This is a genomic window from Nostoc sp. 2RC (assembly GCF_014222165.1).
GTDB lineage: Bacteria > Cyanobacteriota > Cyanobacteriia > Cyanobacteriales > Nostocaceae > Nostoc > Nostoc linckia.
This window is the reverse complement of the sequence record NZ_JACKZU010000097.1, coordinates 1-22,997: the sequence shown is the minus strand read 5'-3', so window position 1 is coordinate 22,997 and position 22,997 is coordinate 1. Positions and strand designations below refer to the sequence as shown.

Genomic DNA, 22,997 nt, shown 5'->3' with positions numbered 1-22,997 from the left:
CCCCACGCCCCATGCCCCGTGCCCTATGCCTAATAACTAAATTGTCTGATATTCAGTACCGCCTCTCCATGATCTGGAATCCAAGCTAGCCATTCATCTTTGGAAACTGGACACAATAAAAGTGCTTCGTCAAAACTCCAAGGATTGGGAAGTTCCAAAAGCTTCACCCAACCAGAAACTCTTAACTGCTGTAAACCTTGCAGATTCCGCCTTCTTGCTTGGACAGCAACATCTGGTCTATGAGAATCTAGTTTCATATCTTCGCCTCAGCCTGAACTTATGGGCTAATATAAAATTATTTCTGTAACTTACACTACAAAATAAATAATACTTGTGAAAAGCAACTGTCTTATAACTTTACGTTGGCTAGTGTAAGTGTTTGCTTAATATTGCAAGCTATGACTGTGAGGCACGGCAAGTTGTAGACTGGCTACTAGACCGCAATTCTCCAACTAGAATATGTCATTTACTTCTATGCCCTCGCTGCGCGAGCAACAACATCCCCTAATTCGTCAGCTAGCTGATTGTATTGAGGCAGCTTGGCATCAGCATCTGGATCTATCGCCCTACCATTTGCCAGCTGAGTTGGGGTATGTGGAAGGTAGACTAGAAGGGGAAAAACTGACCATTGAGAACCGTTGCTATCAAACCCCCCAGTTCCGGAAAATGCACTTAGAACTGGCAAAAGTCGGGAGTATGCTCGATATTTTGCATTGCGTCATGTTTCCCCGTCCAGAGTACAACCTGCCGATGTTTGGTTGTGATTTAGTGGGTGGTAGAGGTCAAATTAGTGCGGCGATCGCAGACCTTTCTCCCGTACAATTAGAACGCGCCTTACCAGAATCTTATACTGCTGCCCTTAGCCAGCTAACAGTGCTTAACTTTTCCCAACCGCGGGAATTACCAGAATGGGGAAATATTTTCTCAGATTTTTGCATCTTTGTGCGTCCCATTTCCCCAGAAGAAGAAACAATGTTTCTCTCTCGCGTCAAAGACTTTTTAGACATTCATTGTACCCAAGCGATCGCCTCTAGTCCAGTTCCAGTAGAACAAGTCACCCAAAACCTCGCCGGACAACACAACTACTGCACTAAACAGCAGCAAAACGACAAAACCCGTCGCGTCCTAGAAAAAGCCTTCGGCCCAGCTTGGGCAGAACATTATATGACCACAGTTCTATTTGACCTTCCACAGGAGATTGCTAAATAGGCGGCAAGGGAGATGAAGAGGTAGGGGAAAGGGGAAAGGGGAAAGGGTAAAGGGTAAAGGGTAAAGGGTAAAGGGTAAAGGGGAAAGGGATGAATTTAACAAACTTCGGCGGGTTTAAGTCCCCGGCTTCTATCAAGCCGCAAGTATGTGTTTGCGGGGTCTAAATCCCCGTTACAAAACTGTACTTCAGACGAACAACTTCTTTAACCTTTCCCCCTTTCCCTTTTCCCTTTCCCCTTTCCCCATACCCCATGCCCTTATTCCCGCATCTGTAGGTTCTGTTACGTTTTCCGATAACTGATAAATGTAGAATTCATTCAACGAGAGTTTGATGGAGTCCCAAAATAGAGCAGGGAAATTAATTAAGACCAATTAACTTTAACTAGGTTACAGATAATGACGCGGGGACACAGTGACACAGTGACGCGGAGAATAATGTGTAGCAAAATTTTTGAGAATTGGTATCAGGTCTTTGAAACAAATGATTTTTGATTTTGTTTTTGAATTTTGTCAATAACTGTAGCCTCCGCTGATTAAGTATAAGAATTTAGAATTCAGAATTCAGAATCAATGATGCTTGAATGCCCAAGCTTGATAATTTGCACTAAATCAAGCAGGTATACAACATTTGATTTCCCAACTATTCTGACTTATGATTCCTGAGTCGGAGAGTTCTTTTATCAGTAAATAGTTAGTAAAGTTCACTGATTAGTTAATGTGAACTAGTTTCTCATTGCGGTTGCAAAGTACCGCATCATAGTAGTTTTGGATTTTTAATAGAGACGTAATATCTCGCGTTTCTATATCTGAATGCCCCATTAATTAATTTGAATTCTGAATTCTGAATTCTGAATTCTGGATTCTTTTTCAAATAGCCAGCTACAAGAGTGCATCGTTTTTTTTACAAAGCTTTAGTGTGAGTGTTGAGTGTATATCGCGTGGATTTTAAGCCATACCCGTTGTTTGTCCTAATACTAATTTGAAAAAAGAACGTGATAGATATACACGCTCAAAACCTTGTGATATCTAGTCTTTTAAATTGGTATAAACGGCTGGCAATTGATTAAAAACCCTTTTTTACTCGCATCAGCACAATTCAGATAAACGGGCAACATACTATGTCAAGGGTGACCGAGAAGCCAAAGCCAACTGAGCAAACATTTAATCCCGAACAACCTAAGATTTGGTGGGGTATTGCTGTAGCAGTACCAATAGTAATTGCTGCTGGGGTGCTAGGTACAGCTAAAATCGAGCAGCTGAAAAAACTCAATGTCTCTGCACCGGTAATGCCATCTAGCAATACTGTTAGTGCTGTGGGACGTTTGGAACCGCGAGGTGAAGTGATTAAATTGTCTGCGCCATCCTCAGGATTAGCGCCATCCTCACGAGTTCAGCAGCTTTTAGTGAAAGAAGGTGAAAAAGTCAGACAAGGCCAAATTGTGGCAATTTTGGACAACCGCGATACTCAAATAGCCGCACTAGAAGAAGCAAAAGCTAAAGTCCAAGAAGCCCGTGCAAATTTAGCACAAGTCAGGGCCGGATCTCCGCGAGATATTCAAGCTCAAAGATCGGTTATTGGTCGCCTACAAGCGCAGTTAGTTGGGGAAAAGAACGCTCAGCAAGCGACAATTGCTCGAATTGCAGCTCAGTTAAGTGGAGAAAAACTCGTCCAACAAGCAACTGTGAATCGGCTAGAAGCAGAACTTAGCGGACAAAGAGAAGCTCTCAGAGCAACCCTGGCCCGTATCCAAGCCGAACAGCGTAATGCTCAAGTGGATGCTGGACGCTATGAGTTTTTATACAAAGAAGGTGCAATTTCTCAGCAGGAACGGGATAGAAGACGTTTGAGTGCAATTACAGCTAATCAGCAGGTTGCTGAAAGTCAAGCTACTCTCAAGCAGACATTGGCAACTCTCAGACAGCAACTAGCTGAAGCCAGAGCTACTCAAATACAAAATTTAGCAACTTTGCAACAGCAGTTAATTGAAGCCAAAGTTAACCGTGATAAAACTGTAGCAACTTTGCAAAGGCAAATCGACGAAGAACAAGCCAAATTGAGTAGGCTTTTGGAGGTTAGTCCCACTGATGTGCAAGTGGCTTTAGCTCAAGTTAGTAATGCGATCGCTAATGTCAGAAAAGCCGAAGCAGAACTAAAATTAAGCTACGTTCAAGCGCCAATTGCTGGAGAAATTTTAAAGGTTTACACCAAGTCTGGTGAAGCCATAGGTGCAAATGGCATTGCTGAAATTGGACAAACAAATCAAATGTTTGTAGTTGCTGAAGTCCCTGAAGATAGTATTAGCAAAATACGTCTCGGTCAAAACGCTAGCATCACCAGCGATAACGGAGCATTTAGCGAAGAATTCAAAGGAACTGTCACTGAAATTGGCAGAAAAATTGGCAAAAAAGATGTGCTAAATACAGATCCAGCCGCAGATGTGGATGCCAGAGTCATAGAAGTGAAAATTGCTTTGTCTCCAGAAGACAGTTTGAAAGTTTCTGGCTTAACTTATGCGAAAGTTCTTGTAGAAATTAATCAGTAATACTACTTGGTAAATGATTGCAATCGATGTATTTATACAATCTTTAATCCCGGCAGCAATTATCAATCCAAAATCCCAAACTTTTACTGAAACTGTCGAAGTATCTAAAATTCAAAATGGTCTAATTCCTCAGAAATTAATCTTTAATAATGAATAAAAAAATCCCTTTGTCGTGGCTACAACTAACAAGAGAAAAGACTCGCCTAGCTGTGGCTTTGGCAGGAATCGCTTTTGCTGATATTTTGATGTTTATGCAACTCGGATTTCGAGATGCTTTGTATTATAGTAACGTTCGATTCCATAACAGTTTGCAGGGCGATCTTGTTTTAATTAACAGTCAATCTAGTGCTGTTTTGGCAATGAGGAGCTTTTCTCAAAGACGATTATATAAAGCTTTAGAGTTACCAACAGTACAATCAGTACATCCCATATATTTAGATTATACAACCTGGAAAAATCCTGTCACGGGTCGCCCTCGTAGCATCTTGATATTTGGCATGAATCCAGAAATTAATTTGGTGAATTTGCCTGGAGTTGAAGAAAATTTAGAAAAACTTAAACTACCAGATGTAGTTTTATTTGACCGTTCTTCTAGAGTTGAATATGGGCCAATTGCTGCTGATTATGACCAAGGAAAAACCGTCACTGCCGAAGTAAGAAGGCGGCGAATTAAAGTAGTAGGCATGTTTACTTTAGGTGCATCATTTGGTGCAGACGGTAACTTAATTACCAGCGATGTTAACTTTCTGCGGATATTCAGTACTCGTCAGAAAGGATTAATTGATATTGGATTAATTAGATTAAAACCAGGAGCAAATGCCAACGCTGTTGCTGAGGATTTAAGAAAGTATATACCTAAAGAAATAAACGTTCTAACTAAACAAGAATTTATTGATTTTGAGCGAAATTATTGGGCGAGTAGTACAGCGATCGGATTTATTTTCACGCTAGGCACTATCATGGGTTTTATTGTTGGCACTGTAATTGTTTATCAAATTCTGTATACAGAAGTTTCAGATCATTTATCTGAGTACGCCACCCTCAAAGCCATAGGATATACACATAATTATTTATTGACAGTGATTCTGCAAGAGGCTTTTATGCTAGCAGTTTTAGGATATTTACCCGGATTTGTTTTTGCTTTGTTAATGTATCAACGAGCCAGAGAAGCAACGCTTTTACCAGTATTTATGAGTTTCGATCGCGCCACAACCGTGTTGATTTTGACCATAATTATGTGTTTTGTGTCCGGTGCGATCGCAGTCCGAAAATTACGTTCTGCTGACCCAGCAGATATATTTTGAAGAAGAATACAGAACTCAAAATTCAGAATTCAGAATCAATTTATCCGCCAGTTTATTACAAACAGTTCTGTAGTGGAAGTGTTAAATCATAACTAACAAATTTATGAATAAACAAGAACCTGTAATTGCCATTAAAAATCTCAATCATTACTACGGCAAAGGCGCACTGAGAAAACAGATTTTATTTGACATTAACCTAGAAATTTATCCTGGCGAAATTGTCATCATGACTGGGCCATCAGGTTCCGGAAAAACCACATTACTAAGCTTAATTGGTGGTTTGCGGTCTGTACAAGAGGGAAGTTTGAAATTTTTAGGTGAAGAAGTATTTGGTGTCAATCAAAACAAACTGGTGCAGATGCGGCGTAATATTGGTTATATTTTCCAAGCTCACAATTTGCTGGGGTTCTTAACTGCCAAACAAAACGTCCAAATGGCAGTAGAATTAAGCGATCGCATTTCTCAAGCAGAAGCAATGGCTAAATCAGAAATGATGCTGCGGGCTGTTGGTTTAGAAGAAAGAGTTAATTATTACCCAGATAATCTTTCTGGCGGACAAAAACAAAGAATTGCCATCGCCCGCGCCCTAGTTAATCGTCCTCCCCTAGTGCTAGCAGATGAACCAACAGCAGCATTAGATAAACAATCAGGACGCGATGTCGTAGAAATCATGCAGAGCTTAGCTAAAAATCAAGGTACTACTATTTTGTTAGTCACACACGACAATCGTATTTTAGACATCGCCGATCGCATCATACAAATGGAAGATGGCCTGTTAACTCGTAATTCTTCAAATACAGTAATTCAGTCTTAATTTTGATGTCACTAGTGACAAATGACAAATGACAAACATAATTATTGTTTAGCCAAGCCTTATCTTTTCGTTCCAGGTTGGTTTGGTGGAGTCGGGGCGACTGGTTGGCGACTGGTACGAAACGTTACATTCACGCCTTCATTTGATTGCTCCAATACCAGTAAAGGCGTAGGCTTAGCTTTTTGATCCCAATGCATTGTAGCAATCCGACCTTGAATTGTTGGTTGCCAACTATCTTCATCTTCCATCGGACTTAAATAAGTTTCTATACAATCAATAATTTGGCTAATAGTTGCGGAAGTTGCTTGCGTTGGTAACTTCATTAACCGGACTTGAATCCGAAACAATACGCGTTTAGCAGAGTTCGGTGGAGTACCAGTTTCATACTCTACATCAAAAATTTCATCCACTTGCCGACCGGCGCTGTTAGCAATTCCCACCGATCCTTGTTGGGCTTGATTTGGACGCAGCGCTTGAGAAATTTTATCTTTCACCTTAATCTTTACTTGATTGAGAATCGCAAAGTGAAATACTTCCTCTGACATCCGCATTCGCAAATAATCTAAGTTAAAATCCCGTGAATTCACCAAATCGGGATTCGTTTCCATTTTGCGAATTGTTTCCAAAGCCAGCTTAAATTTTTTTTCTAATTCTCGCGCGCGGAATTGTTCAAACTTAATTTTTTTCTCCAGTTTATTCATCTGGATTTTACTATACACAATCAAAGCAATCACCACTAAAGCCAGTCCTCCAGAGGTTAGCACCAAGAACGGTGGTATTTGAGGATTATTTGCTGGCACTTCTTGGGATGCCTTTTTAGTTTTTGTCCCAGAGGATTGGGCAAGAAACATCGAAGTAGGCATGGTTGGAAAACTGAAAAACTTGACTCCTAATGTTTAGGATTCCCAAATTTTTCAGTTCATCTTGCTGTATGATTAATATTTTTTACAAAGTACTGGGGACTGATGACTAGAAACTGGGGAAAATCAACGAAATATCAAAGATTGTGCGCCCTGTAGAGACGTTGCACTGCAACGTCTCCACAATTGCAACGTCTCCACAACGATAAATCAAGGTTTTTAGCGTTTATGTGTAATTCTTAACCCCTCAGTCAACAGTTAACAGTCAACAGTCAACACTCCCAACCCCTTATGCCAAAAAATTTGAGCCTCACCGCTTTGAGTAATATTCGTCTCATCGCCACAGATATGGATGGCACTCTGACAAAACGAGGAAAGTTTACTCCTGCACTGCTGCAAGCTTTGGAAGATTTAGCAGCAGCTAACATTAAGGTACTGATTGTCACCGGACGTTCTGCTGGGTGGGTGAGTGGATTAAGTAGTTTGATGCCTGTAGCAGGTGCTATGGCAGAAAATGGCGGTTTGTACTTTCCACCAGGAAATCAGAAACCAGTAGTCTTAACACCCATTCTCGATTTAGCTAAGCATCGCCAGCACTTGGCTACAACTTTTGAAAAGTTACAAACTCAATTTCCCCAAATCCAGGAATCTGTTGATAATCGCTTTCGTGTCACAGATTGGACTTTTGATGTAGCTACTTTGAGTCAAGACGAAATCCAAACCATAAATCATCTGTGTCAACAAATGGGTTGGGGGTTTACTTACAGTAACGTCCAGTGTCACATTAAACCCCAAGGACAAGATAAAGCTGTAGGATTGTTGCAAGTATTACGCGAATATTTGCCTGATTATTCACCAGAACAAATTGTCACCGTAGGCGATAGTCCCAATGATGAAAGTTTATTCGATCGCCGTTATTTTCCTATTTCTGTAGGCGTGGCAAATGTGCTGGAATATGCAGATAAATTGCAACATCAGCCTGTTTATGTTACCACTGCTGCCGAAGGTGATGGATTTTGTGAGTTAACTAATTACATTTTGCAAAGCTTCCAAATCCCTAATTAAGGAAAATCAGAACTTGCTCTAAAATAATCTTGTAGCAGCAATCTTACAATCATCACCCAAACACAAAGGCATACAAAGCAAGTGCGCCCTATAGAGACGTTGTAATTGCTAGTGTCTACAACGATAAATCAAGGGTTTTAGCTAATCCACATCATGCGTAATTTTGAATTTTGAATGGATGAATTTTAAATTCGGAGCAAAGCGACGTGACGGCTACTCTACCTGTTAATGTCAAATCAGAAATCTTTTACCCTAGTGCTGATGGTCAACCAGTGGCAGAAACCTACGACCACCTTTATGCTTTATTAACTACCTTAGAAGTACTCAAACAGTATTTAGCAAACCGTCAAGCAACAGTATTAGCAAATCAATTTCTTTACTATGCACAAGGCTTTCCCAAATTACGGGTAGCACCAGATGTGATGGTAATTTTTGATGTTGCGCCAGGTGGTCGCGATAACTATAAAATTTGGGAAGAAGGCCAAGTACCAACAGTAATTTTTGAAATGACATCCTTTAGTACTAAAGGACACGACGAAATCTTCAAAAAGACTTTGTATGAGCAGTTAGGTGTTAAAGAATACTGGTTGTTTGACCCAAAAAGCGAGTGGGTAGAACAACAGTTACGTGGCTATCGGCTGCGGGGAGAAGTCTACGAACCAATAGAAGATGGACGCAGCGAACCCCTACAGCTGCGTTTAGCCATCGAAGGAAAGATAATTGCCTTTTATCGAGAAGATACAGGGGAAAAATTACTCATCGCCGATGAATTGGTAGAAGCTTTACGGCAGGAAGTTATAGCAAGACAACAGGCAGAAGAACGCGCAGAACAAGAAAGCCAACGCGCAGAACAAGAACGTCAACGTGCAGAACAAGCACAATTAGAAATAGAACAGTTAAAGGCAAAATTGCGATCGCTCAACATAGACCCTGACACTATATAGTAATTTTTTATACTTTGAATTGAAATTGTGTTACTTACTTATCCCCGCACGCAAGTATTACGAATTACAAATTACGAATTACGAATTATTATCAAGTCAAATTTATTACTTTAGGCATATTACAATAAATGGATATCTAACGCTTTTGTTAATTCGTCTGTCACAATTATTTTTCAAATTGCTATTAGCGTTGGATTTATAACTTTTATCAAAAAGTGCAAACCAAAATCAAATAAGTTTTATCATCTGTTAATTTCCTAACTAGATTGGCTGTTGCTATGTATAGAGCCAACAATTTACCTTTAATTATTGAGGGATAAAATCATGCAAGAAATTGAGAGATTCTTTAGTAACTTATTCAGTAGCATATTCAACCGCTTTAAATATTCTGCAATGGACGCTACTGAGCGAAAAGTCAAAGACACTATCAACCAACAGGTTGAACAGTATCAACAAAGATCCAAACCAAAGGATCGAGAAGACCGACAATAGAAATATCTTTTGCTGGTGAATTAAGGTATCACAACGGTGTGGCGATCGCACTTAAAAAAGCTCAAAATAGCAATATTTTCATGAATAACAGCATAGCGCTTGCCAACTTATTGAGTGGCCAGCGCTATTTTCTCATTTTTACAAAAAATATCCGATACAAACTAAAGTAGATAAAACAATACCACAAAACACCCTTATAGTTAGTAGTGTTAATTTATGCAAATACTGTTAAACGATCGCTATCGAGTGATTCGCACTTTAGGAAGCGGTGGGTTTGGTGAAACTTTCCTCGCCGAAGATACTCAAATGCCTTCTAACCGCCGTTGTGTAATTAAACAGCTAAGACCAATTCACAACAACCCGCAAATTTATCAATTAGTGCAAGAAAGATTCCAACGGGAAGCAGCAATTTTAGAAGATTTGGGTGGCACAAGTAACCAAATTCCTACTTTGTATGCTTACTTTCAATCAGATGGACAATTTTACTTGGTTCAAGAGTGGATAGAAGGCGATACCTTAACAGCGAAAGTACAACAACAAGGCTTATTAAGTGAAAGCGCCGTTAGAGAAATATTAATAAATTTATTACCAGTACTAGAACAAGTACACAATCAGCGGATTGTCCATCGAGATATCAAACCAGATAATATTATTTTGCGTCATCGAGACCATAAAGCAGTGCTGATTGATTTCGGTGCTGTCCGCGAATCAATGGGAACAGTGGTGAATTCCCAAGGCTTACCGACCAGTTCCATTGTGATTGGTACGCCGGGATATATGCCAAGCGAACAAGCCGCAGGTAGACCACTTTATTCGAGTGATTTATACAGTTTGGGAATCACAGCAATTTATCTTCTCACGGGAAAACAACCACAAGAATTAGAAACAGATTCACGCACTGGAGAAATTATTTGGCACAGACATGCCTTGAGTATTAGTCCTACATTAGCAGGAGTGATAGATCGAGCGATCGCCTACCATCCACGCGATCGTTTTGCTACAGCCAGAGAAATGTTAGACGCTTTGCTATTTGGTTCAGCAGCACCAACAGTACCTTACAACCAACCACCAGTAGCGCCAACAGTACCTTATAATCAACCGCCAGTAGCGCCAACAGTACCTTACAACCAACCACCAGCAACGCCAACAGTACCTTACAACCAACCACCAGTAGCCAACGTACAACCTCCTGCAACACAACAAAATACAGTTGCTGTTAGTCCAGGTTATAGTAGCCAACCTCCCAATCAAAATAGTAGCCAAAACAATGGACACAAAGGAATCCTTCTCGGTAGTTTAATTGCTGGTGGTTTAATTGGTGGTTCTATAGTTATTGGTTTTGCTGTCAATAAATCAAATCAACCAATAGCTGAATCTACACCGTCATCGGCTGAACTTTCAACAAATAGCAATAACAAACCAAGCGTTTCACCATCATTAAATTCTCAAGATCCTGTCGATTCTCCAGTTGTCCAACAAACTACACCGTCAGTTCAAGAACCAGTTGATTCTCCAGTCGTGCAACAAACTACGTCACCCGTTCAACAATTTAACTCCACACAACAACAAATTAATCGACCCTCAGCAGAACAAGCAGTGGAAAATTATTACGAAACTATTAACAATGGGGAATATCAACAAGCCTGGAATCAGCTATCTCCCAGTTATCAAAATAATCAACGCCTCCATCCCAAAGGTTATCTTTCTTATATTGATTGGTGGGGAGGACAAGTAGAAAGCGTAGATGTTGAACAAGTGAATTTAATAGAAAATAATTCCGAAACAGCCACGGTTAATGCTCAATTGAGATACTTTCTGAAAAACGGCAAACAATCACCTAGTTCTGTAATTTTTTCGCTGTTATGGGATCAAGGAAATAGTAGATGGGTTATAACTGGCGCTAAATAAAATCGCATTTGATAAAGAATTCCAAATTAATTACAAACAACTGGAAATCCCCCAATATTAGCCAGCAACTTTTTTATTCTGAATTCTGACTCCTAAATCCTAACTCCAAACTCCAAACTCCTAACTCCTGAATTCTGAATTCTAACTCCTGAATTCTCAATTCTGACTCCTAACTCCTGAATTCTGACTCCTGACTCCTGAATTCTGACTCCTGACTCCTGAATTCTGACTCCTGAATTCTCCTTCAAAAAATATCTTTTCGCTTTTGCAAATAAAACGTTATTGCTAAATAAATAAATGCGTGCAGACATAAAATACTCCAATTTAAACTTAAATTAGACCATGTTGCTTCATAAACAGGCGTTGGTTCAAATGGTTGGGTAACTGTACTGCCATCAGGTAATTTAATCGGTTCGGGAACCAGTTGATTAAGATTAACTAAAGCACCGTAAGCTCCCACTGACCAACGGCTGAGCATTAACCAAGATAATTTACTGGCAATACCTTCCATTTTGAATAAAACGCCAGAAAAGATAAATTGAGGAAGTAACAACAAAGGTAAAGCACTATTGGCTTGACTAGTATTTTTGACGAAAGCTGACACCAATAAACCCAGACTGAAACTAGTTACAAGTGTCAAAAATGTAGTAATAATTAATCCCAATGGCCAGGAAATTAATTCTGGTTCTGGTGATTTAAAAAAGAGAAAAATCACCGTTGCCATTAACAGTGTTTGTAATCCTGCTAAAATTGAAAGAATTGCCACTTTAGAAGTAAGATAAGCAAATAAACCCAAATTTACCAGCCGTTCTCGTAGGTAAATTGCTGATTCTTTGACAATTTCTTGTAATGAACTAGAAAGTCCTACCCATAATGCAGCACAAGTAAAGACAAATAACACCCGCAAAGCTAAAGGTGCAAGAGCCGGATCTGGTTGTTCTCCTAATACTAAAGGGTCTTGATTGCGGATGGCAAATGTCATTAAACTAATACTGATTGGTGCTGTTAAAAGTGCTAAAGTCAAGTTGATGCGATCGCGCTTTTGAATTTGAAAGTAACGTTGGGTCAAAATCTTCAATTGTTCCCCAAAAGAAATGCCATGACTGTGATTATTAACAATATCTGATTCTCGTAATTGAGTACCAGAATTAAGACGATTTTCAATATAGCGGCGATAATCATCTGATTGTCGGAATTTGTTAGCTTGGTCGATGATGTTTTCTGGTTTTTCTAGCTGATTATAAATATCAGCAAAGTCATCTTTAACAGCAAAAAACCGTAAACATTCATCAGGAGGGCCAAAATAACATAGCTTTCCTCCTCTACCGAGAAAGACAACGCGATCGCACAATTTAATATTCGTCGTTGCATGAGTTACTAAAATAACCGTGCGTCCCTCATCGGCTAATTTGCGTAACAGCTGCATCATTTTTTTATCCAATCCAGGATCGAGTCCAGAAGTTGGTTCATCCAAGAAAAACAACTTCGGATCGGCTAGTAATTCCACCCCAATGCTTACCCGCTTTCGCTGTCCTCCACTTAGTTGAGACACCTTAGCATCCCGACGATGGGACATTTCTACATCTTGTAAAGTCTTTTCCACCACCTGAGTGACATTAATATCTGGTGGTAGTCGCAGCTTGGCGGCGTAGGTAAGAACTTCAGACACGGTGAGTTCTTGGTGAATAATATCGTCTTGGGGTACATAACCAATGTGGGTGCGGTACATGTTGAAATTGTTCCGCAAATTTTCACCATTTAAATAAACTACACCTTGGGTTGTTTGTTCGACTCCCAATAGCGTCCTCATCAAAGTTGACTTCCCAGCACCACTTCCCCCCACCAAGGCGACAAACTGTCCGGGTTCAATGGGTATAGAAATATCATCCAATCGCCGCTTGTCTCGATCTTGGATTACAAGATTGCAAGCATCCAAGCGAATTTTATTTCCGCGATCGAGTATTTGTAACTCATCGCCACGCAACACCAGTGTAAATGGGCCGATGCGAATTGTTGCTCCTGCTGACAATACAGCAGTACCATTGACTTTTTGCCCATTGACAAAAACACCATTTGTACTATAGTCACGCAGAATATAACGCCCTTGAGCGTCCGTATCAATTGTGGCGTGACGGCGAGAAACAGTAGGGGCTTCTAGAGGTAAAGTAGCATTGACATCGCGACCGAGTAAAATCGACCGATTTTTCAGAGAAATTCTTTGTAATTGCTGCTTATTGTTCGTTGAAGTCTGGGTTGGATTATAGTATGTAAGTACTATTTGGTCTTGAGAGTTTTGACCGATGCGGATTTCCGTGCCGTTTTTCAGGCTATAGCCGGATTCTGGAGTGATGCGAGTCTCATTGATATAAAGCCCATTGGTACTAGGTTTTTCACCATTTCCGTCATAAATGCGATAGTCTTCGCCATCTTTTCGTAAAAGGGCTTGATATCTGCCTACAAGTTGCCAATCTACAGGGACAACCAAATCAGCAAAAGCGCGATCGCGTCCTAATATGTGTTGTTGCTCCTTGAGTTCAAAGTATAAAATTATTCCTTTATTTTCTAGTTTTAAATAAGAATTTACACTTGTAATATTTTTGCCTACACTCATAAACTTAAGTTGATTTCAAAATGTTTAATTATGGATTTTCCAGAGCAGATGTACTAAAGCCACATCACCCGTTACCAACAAACACAAGGCAAGTCCCTATTTCCTTTTACACACTTCTTTGTCTCCTACACCCCCACATCCAATACGGTTCCGATAAACAGTATGAACTTCCCTTATGGTCTGGGAAAAAGTTAAGGGGTAAAAAATGTATTTGAAACCTTTACCCTTTACCCTTTCCCCCTTTCCCCCTTCCCCTTTAACCGAACTGTATTGCCCCCACACCCATGTTTCTTAAGAGAATATTGTCATGAGAAATAGCAGGTGAAGCCAAAAATAAGGAAAATATCTAAGGTACATTGATAAGAGGCGCACGCTGGTAAGTTTTCATGACAACAACGCTGCTAAACAATCGCTATCAAGTTATCCAGGTAATTGGTGCTGGTGGGTTTGGCGAAACTTTACTCGCAGAAGATACTCACATGCCTTCTCGGCGTCGCTGCGTAATTAAGCAACTCAAACCGATAACCAATAATGACCCCCAAACCTACCAAATAATCCAAGAACGGTTTAAAAGAGAAGCAGCAACCTTAGAGTATTTGGGTGAAAGTTGTAACCAAATTCCCAAACTTTATGCTTATTTTTCTGAGAATGGGCAGTTTTACCTCGTCCAAGAATGGATTCACGGACAAACTCTGACAAAAATTATTGAAGCCAAGGGATTTGAGAGTGAAACTGTTGTTCGAGAAATCCTGTTGAGTCTGCTGCCAGTTTTAGATTATGTCCACAGCAAAGGTATTATTCACCGGGATATCAAACCAGAGAACATCATTATCCGTTCTGTTGATGGCAAACCAGTGTTGATTGATTTTGGTGCAGTCAAAGAAACCATTCGTTCCGTGGTGGCTACTCCAGGATACCCCACGCGATCGCTCGTTATTGGTACGCCTGGTTATATGCCTAGCGAACAAGCAGTTGGGCGTCCAGTTTATGCCACTGATATCTACAGCTTGGGTTTGACGGCTGTTTATCTGCTAACTGGCAAACACCCGCAAGAACTACAAACCGATTTGCAAACAGGCGAAATCCTTTGGCAGCAGCAAGCGCCTCACGTCTCTGCCCAATTGGCTGCGGTACTCAATCAGACAATTAAGCCTCATGCAGGCGATCGCTACAGTACTGCTAGTAAAATGTTATACGCATTGCGGTCTTCTAGTGACATTTCTCCAAAGCCACCAACAACTGCTAACACACTCAGCTTATCTCCCCCTCATACGTCAACTCGACAAACCCAGCCCTTATTTTCTCCCCCAAAAACTCCAATTACTCACGGATCTTCTCAGGCTGGAAACTGGCAAAAACCTGCTGTGATTTTTGGTAGTTTGCTCATAGGCGGCTTAATTGGTGCAGTTGCAATTTTTGGCATGACTCGCCAGCAACAACTACAGACAAACATAGCCACCAGTCCTACTTCCTCTCCAGAATCTCAGCCCACTCCTACATTTACCAATCCACCCATTTCTTCCCGACCTTCTCCAGTGCCAGTAGTACCCACTCCACCACCACAACCACAAATAACTCCCGAAATACCAGCTTTTAATCCGCCAGTTGTATCCACGCCACAACCAGACAACGAACCTGTATTTACACAAACTCCAACACCACAGCCAGAACCGGAGAATCAAGTTCCGCTGTCCACACCAGAAGTACCTTCCACACCGCAGAAAAAGCCCCTCAGTAAATTAGCTGCAACTGCCAAGAAACAACAAGTTCCGGCATTTCCCACAGGCACATCCAGAAATGTTGTCGAATCTGCCCTCGGCAAACCAACAAGAGATTTAAGGGGTGCTTGGGGTAATACCCGTGCTGTTGTTTACAAACTCGTACCAAACAAAATAGACCTTGGCTACTTATTCGATCGCAATTCTCAAGTCCTGCGTCAAACTGAGGTATCTTTTGCTGATACCGTAGAACCACAGCTAATGCAGTCTACTCTCAATCAACTCTTGAATGGGCAAGCCACTGAAGATATCAAACAGGGACTAAGACAGGTACAGCAAGGCCAGTCCGACAATTTTAGTTTCAAAAATGGTTCAGTCAAGGGCCAGATTATTCGCCAAGAATGTAATTTTATTTACATTAGTATTTGGGATGAAGATTTACATGATTTTGTAAATCCGTCTACAGGTAAAAAATGTTGATTTCCAATAAAATTTTTGTATCTCACAACACAGATACAGTATTCAACATCACAGTTAAAAACACCAGTTTTTTGAGCTAAAATCCGCACAATTTCAGTCTCCCTAAGCACAAAAACTAGATTTTTAAGATTAGTAAATTTGGCTTCGATATTTTGGAAATAAACTCATAAAATTCTATTTTTCCCATAGCCCATACCCCATGCCCAATACCCGATGCCCGATGCTCCATAACTCTTTTTAATTCTGAATCATCATAAAGTTATAAATACCATTATTAAGTTTTTAATAATACTTGTCTCAGGTTCCACATTCATGTCGTAAATTGCGATCGAAATTGTGTAATCTGAAAACAGCTAAGCTAATGATTCTTTTGAGGTCTGATGACTCCTACAATTATGCGTCAGCTTTGGTCTGTGGTTGAAACCGCCCAAGCTAAGATCCTCTTACAACTTGATGATGCTAGCTTGGTGCAGTGGTTGGTGAAACAAACAGCAACGCAAATTTTGTTAAATTCCCACGAAACTGATTTTCTCAGCCACTACATTCAATCCCGGCTAGCACTCATACGTGATATTGCTCACGAACGTCAGTGTGGATAAAAGCAAAATCATTAAATTTAGAATTCAGAATTCAGAACTTAGAATTCAGAATTCAGACTTTTTTTAAGCTCGACTTGTTTGGGGAAAATAACCTTCCACTAAACAGTCTGAGCCTATTACCCGCCAACGAATGCGTTCCAAAGATAGTGCCTGAGTCATAGTAGTAAAACCTAAATCGCCGACGGGCGTGGGAGCAATGCTACCTCCAATGATTTTTGGGGCAATAAACGCTAAGACTTTTTGCACTGCTCCTTGAGCGATCGCACTCGCAGCTAAAGTACTACCACACTCCCACAAAACACTACAAAAACCCCGTTCATATAAGTACGCCATTGCTCGATCTGGTGTAAGCGATGTTAGTTCCACTACCTCCACCCCTTGTTTAAACAACAGTTGTTGAAAATCAGGGTTAGCACCTTCCTCTGTCAACACTAAAGTAGGTGCATCCGCAGTTTGCCACAGATGGGCATTTTCCGGTAAGTTAAGACGGCGACTCATGACCACCCGCAAGGGATTATGTACCCCCACTTGATGGCTAGTTAAATAAGGATTATCCAGTCGTACTGTATTACCACCAACAATTACAGCATCACAAGCCGCCCGCAACTGATGTACCTCAGTGCGCGAATCTTGGCTTGTTACCCAAGCACTGTGACCAGAGGTAGTAGCAATTTTGCCATCTAAAGTCATGGCATATTTTAAAATTCCCAACGGTCGTTTGTAGAGAATGCGATGAACAAAACCTTCATTTAGCTGACGACAAGCCTCTTGTTCTACTCCCACCAACACCTCAATCCCAGCAGCACGTAAGCGAGCAATACCTCCTCCAGCCACCAGTGGATTAGGATCGACCATACCCACCACCACCTTTGCCACCCCTGCTTTAACCAAGGCTTCCGAACAAGGGGGAGTACGTCCGTAGTGATTGCAAGGTTCAAGACTGACATAGATTGTTGCGCCTTGGGCCCGAACTCCTGCTGCTTTCAAGGCAAACACTTCTGCATGAGGCTCACCTGCACGAGGATGAAATCCTTCCCCGACAATCTCGCCATCTTTAACAATCACCGCTCCCACTAGCGGATTTGGTGAAGTACGCCCCAAAGCACGGCGAGCAAGTTCCAAACACCGCTGCATCATGCGAGAGTCAAAGTCGGTTCCTACTTTTTCCTTCGGCGGTGAATCCCCATCGGTGTTAGGCCGCATGAGAAATGTATTTTCCTGAGAGTAATTGGGTAGGGATGCATCCGCTTGAACGACCACTGGGAAATTATCCATAATTTTAGGCAACACTGTTAGTATTCTGCACACATGGGCGCAGACTCTTGGCAAGAGAATCGCGCTTTGCTCCTGATAATTAAACAGAGTTATATCCAGGCGCTATTTGGCTGTCTTAACTTGCATCAGCCTGTAATATTTACATTTCACTTTAGCTTGAATCTATAACAATTCTCATTTGAATGAGACACGCTCCTACAAAGATTTGTACTATTTTCTCGACACTAGGCAATAATTTGAAAATTTTAGGGTTATCTAAATCACAACTTCGGTGACTCAGGACTCAGTTTGGGATAGAGTATTGTGTGTGCCAACTTAGATCGCCACCTGATGGAGACTGCAATGAGTAAGGCTGTAATCACCGTAACTGATGCTGATTTTGAAACCCAAGTGTTAAAAGCCGAGCAGCCTGTATTAGTTTACTTTTGGGCTTCTTGGTGTGGGCCTTGTCAATTAATGTCCCCCATGATTAACTCAGCTGCCAGTGCTTATAGCGATCGCCTCAAAGTCGTTAAAATGGAAATTGACCCCAACCCACTCACAGTTAAACAGTACCAAGTGGAAGGAGTCCCCGCCCTCAGGCTGATTCAAGGAGAAAAACTACTAGAATCCACAGAGGGAGTTATCGGGAAAGAAAAATTACTCAGCCTTTTAGCCAAGCATTTAGATACTAATTAGTCATTAGTCAATAGTCATTGGTCATTTGTCCTTGGACTAATGACAAAGTATAAAGCCTCTTATCAAGTTTCCTCTGATAGGGTAAAAATTCGCCGTGTTACGCGAGCGTCTATTTTCCTATCTCCTATCATTACGGGGAAGCAAGCCAGTAAGGAAACTCCAAAAAATAAATTATTTCCGTTAAAGTGTTGACCGTTGACTGTTGACTGTTAACTGTGAACCGTCAACAGTGAACAGTCTTCTATGAAATATTTTTTTAATTGGAAGTCCCTAACAACTCTCCATCAATAGATAGATAGATACAGAACTTTGTAACAACAGACAAATAAATAATGACCAATGACTAATGACTAATGACCAATGACCAATGACCAATGACTAATGACCAATGACTAATGACCAATGACTAATATACAGTTTGCAAAACGTTTACAACCCCTACAATCCAATGTATTTGCGGATATGGATAGAGCCAAAGCACTTGCTTTGGCTGCTGGAGTCCAGCTAATTGATTTGTCTTTGGGGTCTTCTGATTTACCAGCCGAGGCACATGTTATTGAGGCCATCGCCCAATCTCTTCACGATTGCACCACCCACGGCTATCTATTATTTAATGGTACTCAAGGCTTTCGGGAAGCCGCAGCCAACTGGTACGAACAAAAATTTGGCATCAAAGTCGATCCGCAAACTGAGGTGCTACCCTTAATTGGTTCTCAAGAAGGTACCGCCCATTTACCCTTAGCATTGCTCAATCCTGGAGATTTTGCCCTGTTGCTCGATCCTGGTTACCCTTCCCATGCTGGAGGAGTCTATCTCGCAAGTGGGCAAATCTACCCAATGCCACTTAGGGAAGAAAACGGTTTTTTACCAGTGTTTGCTGATATTCCCGCCCCAGTCCTGGCTCAGTCCCGGATGATGGTGTTAAGTTATCCCCACAATCCCACAGCTGCCATCGCTCCTTTATCTTTCTTCCAAGAAGCTGTGGCCTTCTGTCAGCAACACAATCTCGCCTTGGTTCACGATTTCCCCTACGTGGATTTGGTATTTGAACAGACTGGCGACTGGGAGAAAAACCTTCCCAATTCAAAATCCAAAATCCAAAATCCACAATCCCTAGTCCCTTCTATCTTGCAAGCTGATCCACAAAAAAGCGTTTCAATTGAATTTTTTACCCTTTCTAAGTCCTACAATATGGGCGGCTTCCGTATTGGCTACGCCATTGGCAATGCCCAATTAATCAATGCGTTACGCCAAGTAAAAGCTGCTGTTGATTTTAACCAGTATCGGGGAATTTTAAATGGGGCGATCGCTGCCTTGACTGGCCCTCAAGCTGGGGTTAAAACTGCTGTTGCTACGTTCCAGCAGCGCCGTGATGCTTTCATTACTGCTTTACACCGCATTGGCTGGAATGTTCCCACTCCCCAGGCCACAATGTACATCTGGGCAAAGTTACCTTCACCTTGGAGCCAAAACTCCATAGAATTTTGCACTCAACTAGTCAAACAAACTGGCGTCGCTGCTTCTCCAGGTGCAGGTTTTGGTAAATCCGGCGAAGGATATGTCCGCTTTGCTTTAGTGCATGAGCCATCTTTGCTAGAAACTGCTGTGGAAAGAATGGCTAAGTTCTTAAATTCAAACTGAATGCTAAGCATTTTTTAGATGGGGTAGTACACTTGTGCTGTGCTACCCAGTTTTTACGTATATATACTAAAATTAAAACCAAAATTTTTACGTATTTGATGACACTAAACTTTTTTAACCAATTAAGTAACTATACATAAGTTTTTAGAAAAATATTCGTCATCATTTTACCGATAATCAACACGAACTTCACCCAATCAAGTCTCTCCGTTTCTTAAACTGGGTTTGTATGTTCAGCTACCAGAAACGGCTAACAATACAATTGTGTCCCTAAGCAGCAGTATTGCCACAAAGCCTGTAGCCAAGACAGTCCAAGCCTAGAAATAGCAGTAGTTTAAACCTTAACTTCTAAACTAACGGAGACTAAAAAAAATGAAGATGACTTTTCAGAAACTTGTGATTGGTGCATCGATGGCTATTGGTGTGAGCGCTGTTGCCACTGTACCAGCACAAGCTGGGACGTTGACTGGCGCTACCATAGGCGGAACGGCAGCAAGTGACTATTTAGTCTATGATGTATCGGGTAACAGTACTGTACTTGTACCAAATACTCAAACAAACGTCCAGAAAGTTCTGGATGGCTCTGCTGCAAACCCCACTGGAAATGTAGAACTACGAGCCACCACTGAGCAGTCTGGTTTTGATTTCAGCAAAAATACCACCTTGAGCGGACAAATTGGTGGTCAAAGTATTATCCTAAGCAGTCTGACAGCAACAGATTGGTTTAGTACTGGTTCAGGATTGAGTACAAGCTATGGCGCACAGAACTTTGCAAATTCTTGGTTTAACCAATTTTATAATGCAGCTGGTCTAGCTGCTAATGAATCTGCAATTAAATCGGCACTGGGTCTACCAAGTTTTACCCCTAGCTCACTTCTACGCCAGCAAGCCTTTAACACATTTTTCAATATCAATGGTTTCCAACGCTCTAGCGACCCCAATATCTCTTACGTTAGCCAAAACGATACCACGGGCGAAATCAAAATTGGCTTAGCAGGTCACTACAATTTAAAAGAATACTATGCTCCTTTATTGGGAAGCTTGGGTAATTTTCTCAAAAATGGATTCCAAGCCAGTGAAGTCGTGAAAGTTACGTACAATGGCAAGACCGATTTTCTGTATAGTTTCTCTGCTACCGCAAGTGGACTAACTAACAGTACAGGAATAGGCGCTGATGGCAAATCTCACAGTGGTAATTACGAAGTTAGCATTCAAGGTGTACCTCCCACAGCTGTTCCAGAACCATCAGTAATACTTGGTTTGCTGGGTGTTGCTGGTATCTTTACTACCCGACGCCAACAAAAAAAAGCATCTATTTAAGATAGTAAATGTAAGTTTACAAAATAATTAGGGAGCTATTAGCTCCCTTTTTTATGAATATTTCTTTATCAACAACATCTAGATTGTAGAAATCCGGTTTGATTCGCAGAACTACTCGTAGAGACTTTTAACAGGTAAAAAGGAATAAAAATGTACCTAGCTTCCCAGAAAGCAAATATGAATCCTATAAAACTACTTTATTTAGGTATTTAGCCCCTAAGCAAATTGTTGAATACAGTTAGTTGCATCAATTCTGTAAAAAAGCTTAATTTTTTATTAATTTTTGATTTTTACATAATATGATTTAATTATACCAGTATACCTAAAAATAGTATATTATAATTTTTGATTACCTCATATAACTGAACATTTCTGCCGATCTCACAATTCATCTGGCAATAATTGACTTGTAACTTAAAATGATGATAGATGGCAATGACAGCACAATTACTGAACATAAATCACCAACTCGGTTTAAATCAAGCTAGAAGAATTTTGTTAGTCGAAGACCACTATCTTAATAGAATGTTACTCAGTGACTACTTAACTTATTGTGGTTACGATGTCCAGAGTCTATCAGAAGGTTCTGCTTTTTTCTCAACTATTGAAAAATTTCAGCCACATTTAATGTTACTCGACTTGAAATTGCCAGATGTTGACGGTTACTCTCTCTTAAAGCAAGTCCAGCAAAAACCTGATTTGGCAAAAATACCTATTATTGTAGTTTCAGCCTTTGCTTTTAAAGCAGATCAAGAACTAGCTTTGAGTTTGGGTGCGCGTCATTATTTTGTGAAACCTCTAAAACTCAAGGATCTGATCCGGACAATTGAAGAAGAGTTTAGTTTTCGTCATAGATAAGATTTTTTACCATATCTATATTTAATTTAGTCCCCTTTTTGCTCGGCGATGAACTCTTCAAGACGCTGACTGAGATTTTGTACAGAATTGCCAATATTGGAAATTTTATTTTGTACTTCTGCTAGCAATAACACTGCTGCTTGCAGCTCATTAAGCGTTTCAGCTATAGCCTCACGGTACTGCGCTTCAAAGTCTTGCAGATTCATAATTTATTTGTCTGTAATTACCATAATACTTATATTTTCAATAATAAGCATAAATTTAACTTACTAAATCCGTTAATTCGCTTAATATTAAAACTTCAACAAATTAGTGAATTTGATAAAAAATATATAAACCTAATATATTTAATTTTGCCGTCTGTGGGTTGCGTCACCCCCAAGGAGCGAACAGCCTCATTGAACTGAACAAGGAAAGCCCAACCTCTGGTCAATGTGCAAGTTAAATGTAAAATAGCTGACTGGTTTTTGCCAAAACTAAATATGAGTTCTATACAAACAGCGTCTTGTGCATTGAAATAGATAGCGCTAACTATGAATTTAGTGATTTAAATTGAGAATGAAAACATTTGTTGAGTTGACTAACAAGGCGGGATACAGCTTGCTAATTTGCTAAATTATCGAAATAATTTTCGATATCTGATATCAAATTAGTATCATTAAAAAAATAAAATACTTT

At 40.5% G+C, this 22,997-nt stretch carries 19 protein-coding genes; 14 read left to right on the top strand and 5 right to left on the bottom strand.

Annotated elements, in window-relative coordinates; translation table 11 throughout:
* Positions 1 to 29: 29 nt before the first annotated feature.
* Positions 30 to 257 carry a hypothetical protein gene (locus GNE10_RS13560; protein ID WP_185565623.1) on the bottom strand — a complete coding sequence of 76 codons (228 nt, stop codon included), beginning with the start codon at positions 255 to 257 and terminating at the stop codon, positions 30 to 32.
* 202 nt (positions 258 to 459) lie between these two features.
* Here GNE10_RS13560 and GNE10_RS13555 point away from each other — a divergent pair, with 202 nt between their 5' ends.
* The 4 genes from GNE10_RS13555 to GNE10_RS13540 all read left to right on the top strand — a co-directional run bounded on the left by GNE10_RS13555 (position 460) and on the right by GNE10_RS13540 (position 5,870).
* Entirely contained in the window at positions 460 to 1,209 is a 750-nt protein-coding gene (locus GNE10_RS13555) for a phycocyanobilin:ferredoxin oxidoreductase (RefSeq protein ID WP_099072975.1), read from the top strand.
* 1,118 nt (positions 1,210 to 2,327) lie between these two features.
* The gene (locus tag GNE10_RS13550; protein WP_185565622.1) at positions 2,328 to 3,752 is read left to right on the top strand and encodes an HlyD family efflux transporter periplasmic adaptor subunit; all 1,425 of its coding nucleotides are present in this window, start codon (positions 2,328 to 2,330) and stop codon (positions 3,750 to 3,752) included.
* A 149-nt stretch (positions 3,753 to 3,901) separates the two neighbouring features.
* Entirely contained in the window at positions 3,902 to 5,056 is a 1,155-nt protein-coding gene (gene devC, locus GNE10_RS13545) for an ABC transporter permease DevC (protein WP_185565621.1), read from the top strand.
* Between the two features lie 103 nt (positions 5,057 to 5,159).
* A complete protein-coding gene (locus GNE10_RS13540) occupies positions 5,160 to 5,870 on the top strand; it encodes a DevA family ABC transporter ATP-binding protein (protein ID WP_185565620.1) in 711 nt (236 codons plus the stop codon).
* A gap of 59 nt (positions 5,871 to 5,929) precedes the next feature.
* On the opposite strand, the gene GNE10_RS13535 is transcribed toward GNE10_RS13540, so the two are convergent.
* Positions 5,930 to 6,733 (bottom strand): hypothetical protein, encoded by an 804-nt coding sequence (locus GNE10_RS13535; protein ID WP_185565619.1) that lies wholly within the window; start codon positions 6,731 to 6,733, stop codon positions 5,930 to 5,932.
* Positions 6,734 to 7,021: 288 nt separating this feature from the next.
* Here GNE10_RS13535 and GNE10_RS13530 point away from each other — a divergent pair, with 288 nt between their 5' ends.
* The 4 genes from GNE10_RS13530 to GNE10_RS13515 all read left to right on the top strand — a co-directional run bounded on the left by GNE10_RS13530 (position 7,022) and on the right by GNE10_RS13515 (position 11,139).
* A complete protein-coding gene (locus GNE10_RS13530; protein WP_185565618.1) occupies positions 7,022 to 7,795 on the top strand; it encodes an HAD family hydrolase in 774 nt (257 codons plus the stop codon).
* A 206-nt stretch (positions 7,796 to 8,001) separates the two neighbouring features.
* Positions 8,002 to 8,739, top strand: a complete 738-nt coding sequence (locus GNE10_RS13525; RefSeq protein ID WP_185565617.1) for a Uma2 family endonuclease — start codon at positions 8,002 to 8,004, stop codon at positions 8,737 to 8,739.
* A gap of 324 nt (positions 8,740 to 9,063) precedes the next feature.
* On the top strand, positions 9,064 to 9,231 hold the full coding sequence (locus tag GNE10_RS13520) for a hypothetical protein (protein ID WP_180267635.1): 168 nt from the start codon (positions 9,064 to 9,066) through the stop codon (positions 9,229 to 9,231).
* A gap of 216 nt (positions 9,232 to 9,447) precedes the next feature.
* The gene (locus GNE10_RS13515; RefSeq protein ID WP_185565616.1) at positions 9,448 to 11,139 is read left to right on the top strand and encodes a serine/threonine-protein kinase; all 1,692 of its coding nucleotides are present in this window, start codon (positions 9,448 to 9,450) and stop codon (positions 11,137 to 11,139) included.
* 244 nt (positions 11,140 to 11,383) lie between these two features.
* Here GNE10_RS13515 and GNE10_RS13510 read toward each other — a convergent pair whose 3' ends face one another.
* The gene (locus GNE10_RS13510; protein ID WP_185565615.1) at positions 11,384 to 13,750 is read right to left on the bottom strand and encodes an ATP-binding cassette domain-containing protein; all 2,367 of its coding nucleotides are present in this window, start codon (positions 13,748 to 13,750) and stop codon (positions 11,384 to 11,386) included.
* Positions 13,751 to 14,136: 386 nt separating this feature from the next.
* Here GNE10_RS13510 and GNE10_RS13505 point away from each other — a divergent pair, with 386 nt between their 5' ends.
* On the top strand, positions 14,137 to 15,948 hold the full coding sequence (locus tag GNE10_RS13505) for a serine/threonine-protein kinase (protein ID WP_185565614.1): 1,812 nt from the start codon (positions 14,137 to 14,139) through the stop codon (positions 15,946 to 15,948).
* Between the two features lie 380 nt (positions 15,949 to 16,328).
* Positions 16,329 to 16,547 carry a hypothetical protein gene (locus GNE10_RS13500; RefSeq protein WP_099071701.1) on the top strand — a complete coding sequence of 73 codons (219 nt, stop codon included), beginning with the start codon at positions 16,329 to 16,331 and terminating at the stop codon, positions 16,545 to 16,547.
* 63 nt (positions 16,548 to 16,610) lie between these two features.
* Here GNE10_RS13500 and ribD read toward each other — a convergent pair whose 3' ends face one another.
* Complete coding sequence (ribD, locus tag GNE10_RS13495) at positions 16,611 to 17,822, bottom strand: bifunctional diaminohydroxyphosphoribosylaminopyrimidine deaminase/5-amino-6-(5-phosphoribosylamino)uracil reductase RibD (protein WP_185565624.1); 1,212 nt, start codon at positions 17,820 to 17,822, stop codon at positions 16,611 to 16,613.
* A 342-nt stretch (positions 17,823 to 18,164) separates the two neighbouring features.
* On the opposite strand from ribD, the gene GNE10_RS13490 reads away from it, so the two are divergent.
* The 4 genes from GNE10_RS13490 to GNE10_RS13475 all read left to right on the top strand — a co-directional run bounded on the left by GNE10_RS13490 (position 18,165) and on the right by GNE10_RS13475 (position 22,319).
* Complete coding sequence (locus tag GNE10_RS13490) at positions 18,165 to 18,500, top strand: co-chaperone YbbN (protein ID WP_099071699.1); 336 nt, start codon at positions 18,165 to 18,167, stop codon at positions 18,498 to 18,500.
* Positions 18,501 to 18,902: 402 nt separating this feature from the next.
* The gene (locus GNE10_RS13485) at positions 18,903 to 20,141 is read left to right on the top strand and encodes an LL-diaminopimelate aminotransferase (RefSeq protein ID WP_185565613.1); all 1,239 of its coding nucleotides are present in this window, start codon (positions 18,903 to 18,905) and stop codon (positions 20,139 to 20,141) included.
* 378 nt (positions 20,142 to 20,519) lie between these two features.
* Positions 20,520 to 21,461 carry an NF038130 family PEP-CTERM protein gene (locus tag GNE10_RS13480; protein ID WP_260446876.1) on the top strand — a complete coding sequence of 314 codons (942 nt, stop codon included), beginning with the start codon at positions 20,520 to 20,522 and terminating at the stop codon, positions 21,459 to 21,461.
* Positions 21,462 to 21,896: 435 nt separating this feature from the next.
* Positions 21,897 to 22,319: a response regulator gene (locus GNE10_RS13475; protein WP_099071714.1), complete on the top strand. Its 423-nt coding sequence runs from the start codon at positions 21,897 to 21,899 to the stop codon at positions 22,317 to 22,319.
* A 26-nt stretch (positions 22,320 to 22,345) separates the two neighbouring features.
* Here the strand turns inward: GNE10_RS13475 and GNE10_RS13470 are convergent, their stop codons facing one another.
* Positions 22,346 to 22,525: a hypothetical protein gene (locus GNE10_RS13470; RefSeq protein ID WP_185565611.1), complete on the bottom strand. Its 180-nt coding sequence runs from the start codon at positions 22,523 to 22,525 to the stop codon at positions 22,346 to 22,348.
* Positions 22,526 to 22,997: the final 472 nt, after the last annotated feature.

Excerpts from the sequence above, each read along its gene's own strand:
- devC (WP_185565621.1), top strand. The coding sequence starts at position 3,902 with ATGAATAAAAAAATCCCTTTGTCGTGGCTACAACTAACAAGAGAAAAG.
- GNE10_RS13515 (WP_185565616.1), top strand. The coding sequence starts at position 9,448 with ATGCAAATACTGTTAAACGATCGCTATCGAGTGATTCGCACTTTAGGA.
- GNE10_RS13510 (WP_185565615.1), bottom strand. The coding sequence starts at position 13,750 with ATGAGTGTAGGCAAAAATATTACAAGTGTAAATTCTTATTTAAAACTA.
- GNE10_RS13485 (WP_185565613.1), top strand. The coding sequence starts at position 18,903 with ATGACTAATATACAGTTTGCAAAACGTTTACAACCCCTACAATCCAAT.
- ribD (WP_185565624.1), bottom strand. The coding sequence starts at position 17,822 with ATGGATAATTTCCCAGTGGTCGTTCAAGCGGATGCATCCCTACCCAAT.
- GNE10_RS13535 (WP_185565619.1), bottom strand. The coding sequence starts at position 6,733 with ATGCCTACTTCGATGTTTCTTGCCCAATCCTCTGGGACAAAAACTAAA.
- GNE10_RS13500 (WP_099071701.1), top strand. The coding sequence starts at position 16,329 with ATGACTCCTACAATTATGCGTCAGCTTTGGTCTGTGGTTGAAACCGCC.
- GNE10_RS13550 (WP_185565622.1), top strand. The coding sequence starts at position 2,328 with ATGTCAAGGGTGACCGAGAAGCCAAAGCCAACTGAGCAAACATTTAAT.
- GNE10_RS13530 (WP_185565618.1), top strand. The coding sequence starts at position 7,022 with ATGCCAAAAAATTTGAGCCTCACCGCTTTGAGTAATATTCGTCTCATC.
- GNE10_RS13555 (WP_099072975.1), top strand. The coding sequence starts at position 460 with ATGTCATTTACTTCTATGCCCTCGCTGCGCGAGCAACAACATCCCCTA.
- GNE10_RS13480 (WP_260446876.1), top strand. The coding sequence starts at position 20,520 with ATGACTTTTCAGAAACTTGTGATTGGTGCATCGATGGCTATTGGTGTG.
- GNE10_RS13475 (WP_099071714.1), top strand. The coding sequence starts at position 21,897 with ATGACAGCACAATTACTGAACATAAATCACCAACTCGGTTTAAATCAA.
- GNE10_RS13560 (WP_185565623.1), bottom strand. The coding sequence starts at position 257 with ATGAAACTAGATTCTCATAGACCAGATGTTGCTGTCCAAGCAAGAAGG.
- GNE10_RS13505 (WP_185565614.1), top strand. The coding sequence starts at position 14,137 with ATGACAACAACGCTGCTAAACAATCGCTATCAAGTTATCCAGGTAATT.
- GNE10_RS13470 (WP_185565611.1), bottom strand. The coding sequence starts at position 22,525 with ATGAATCTGCAAGACTTTGAAGCGCAGTACCGTGAGGCTATAGCTGAA.
- GNE10_RS13520 (WP_180267635.1), top strand. The coding sequence starts at position 9,064 with ATGCAAGAAATTGAGAGATTCTTTAGTAACTTATTCAGTAGCATATTC.
- GNE10_RS13540 (WP_185565620.1), top strand. The coding sequence starts at position 5,160 with ATGAATAAACAAGAACCTGTAATTGCCATTAAAAATCTCAATCATTAC.
- GNE10_RS13490 (WP_099071699.1), top strand. The coding sequence starts at position 18,165 with ATGAGTAAGGCTGTAATCACCGTAACTGATGCTGATTTTGAAACCCAA.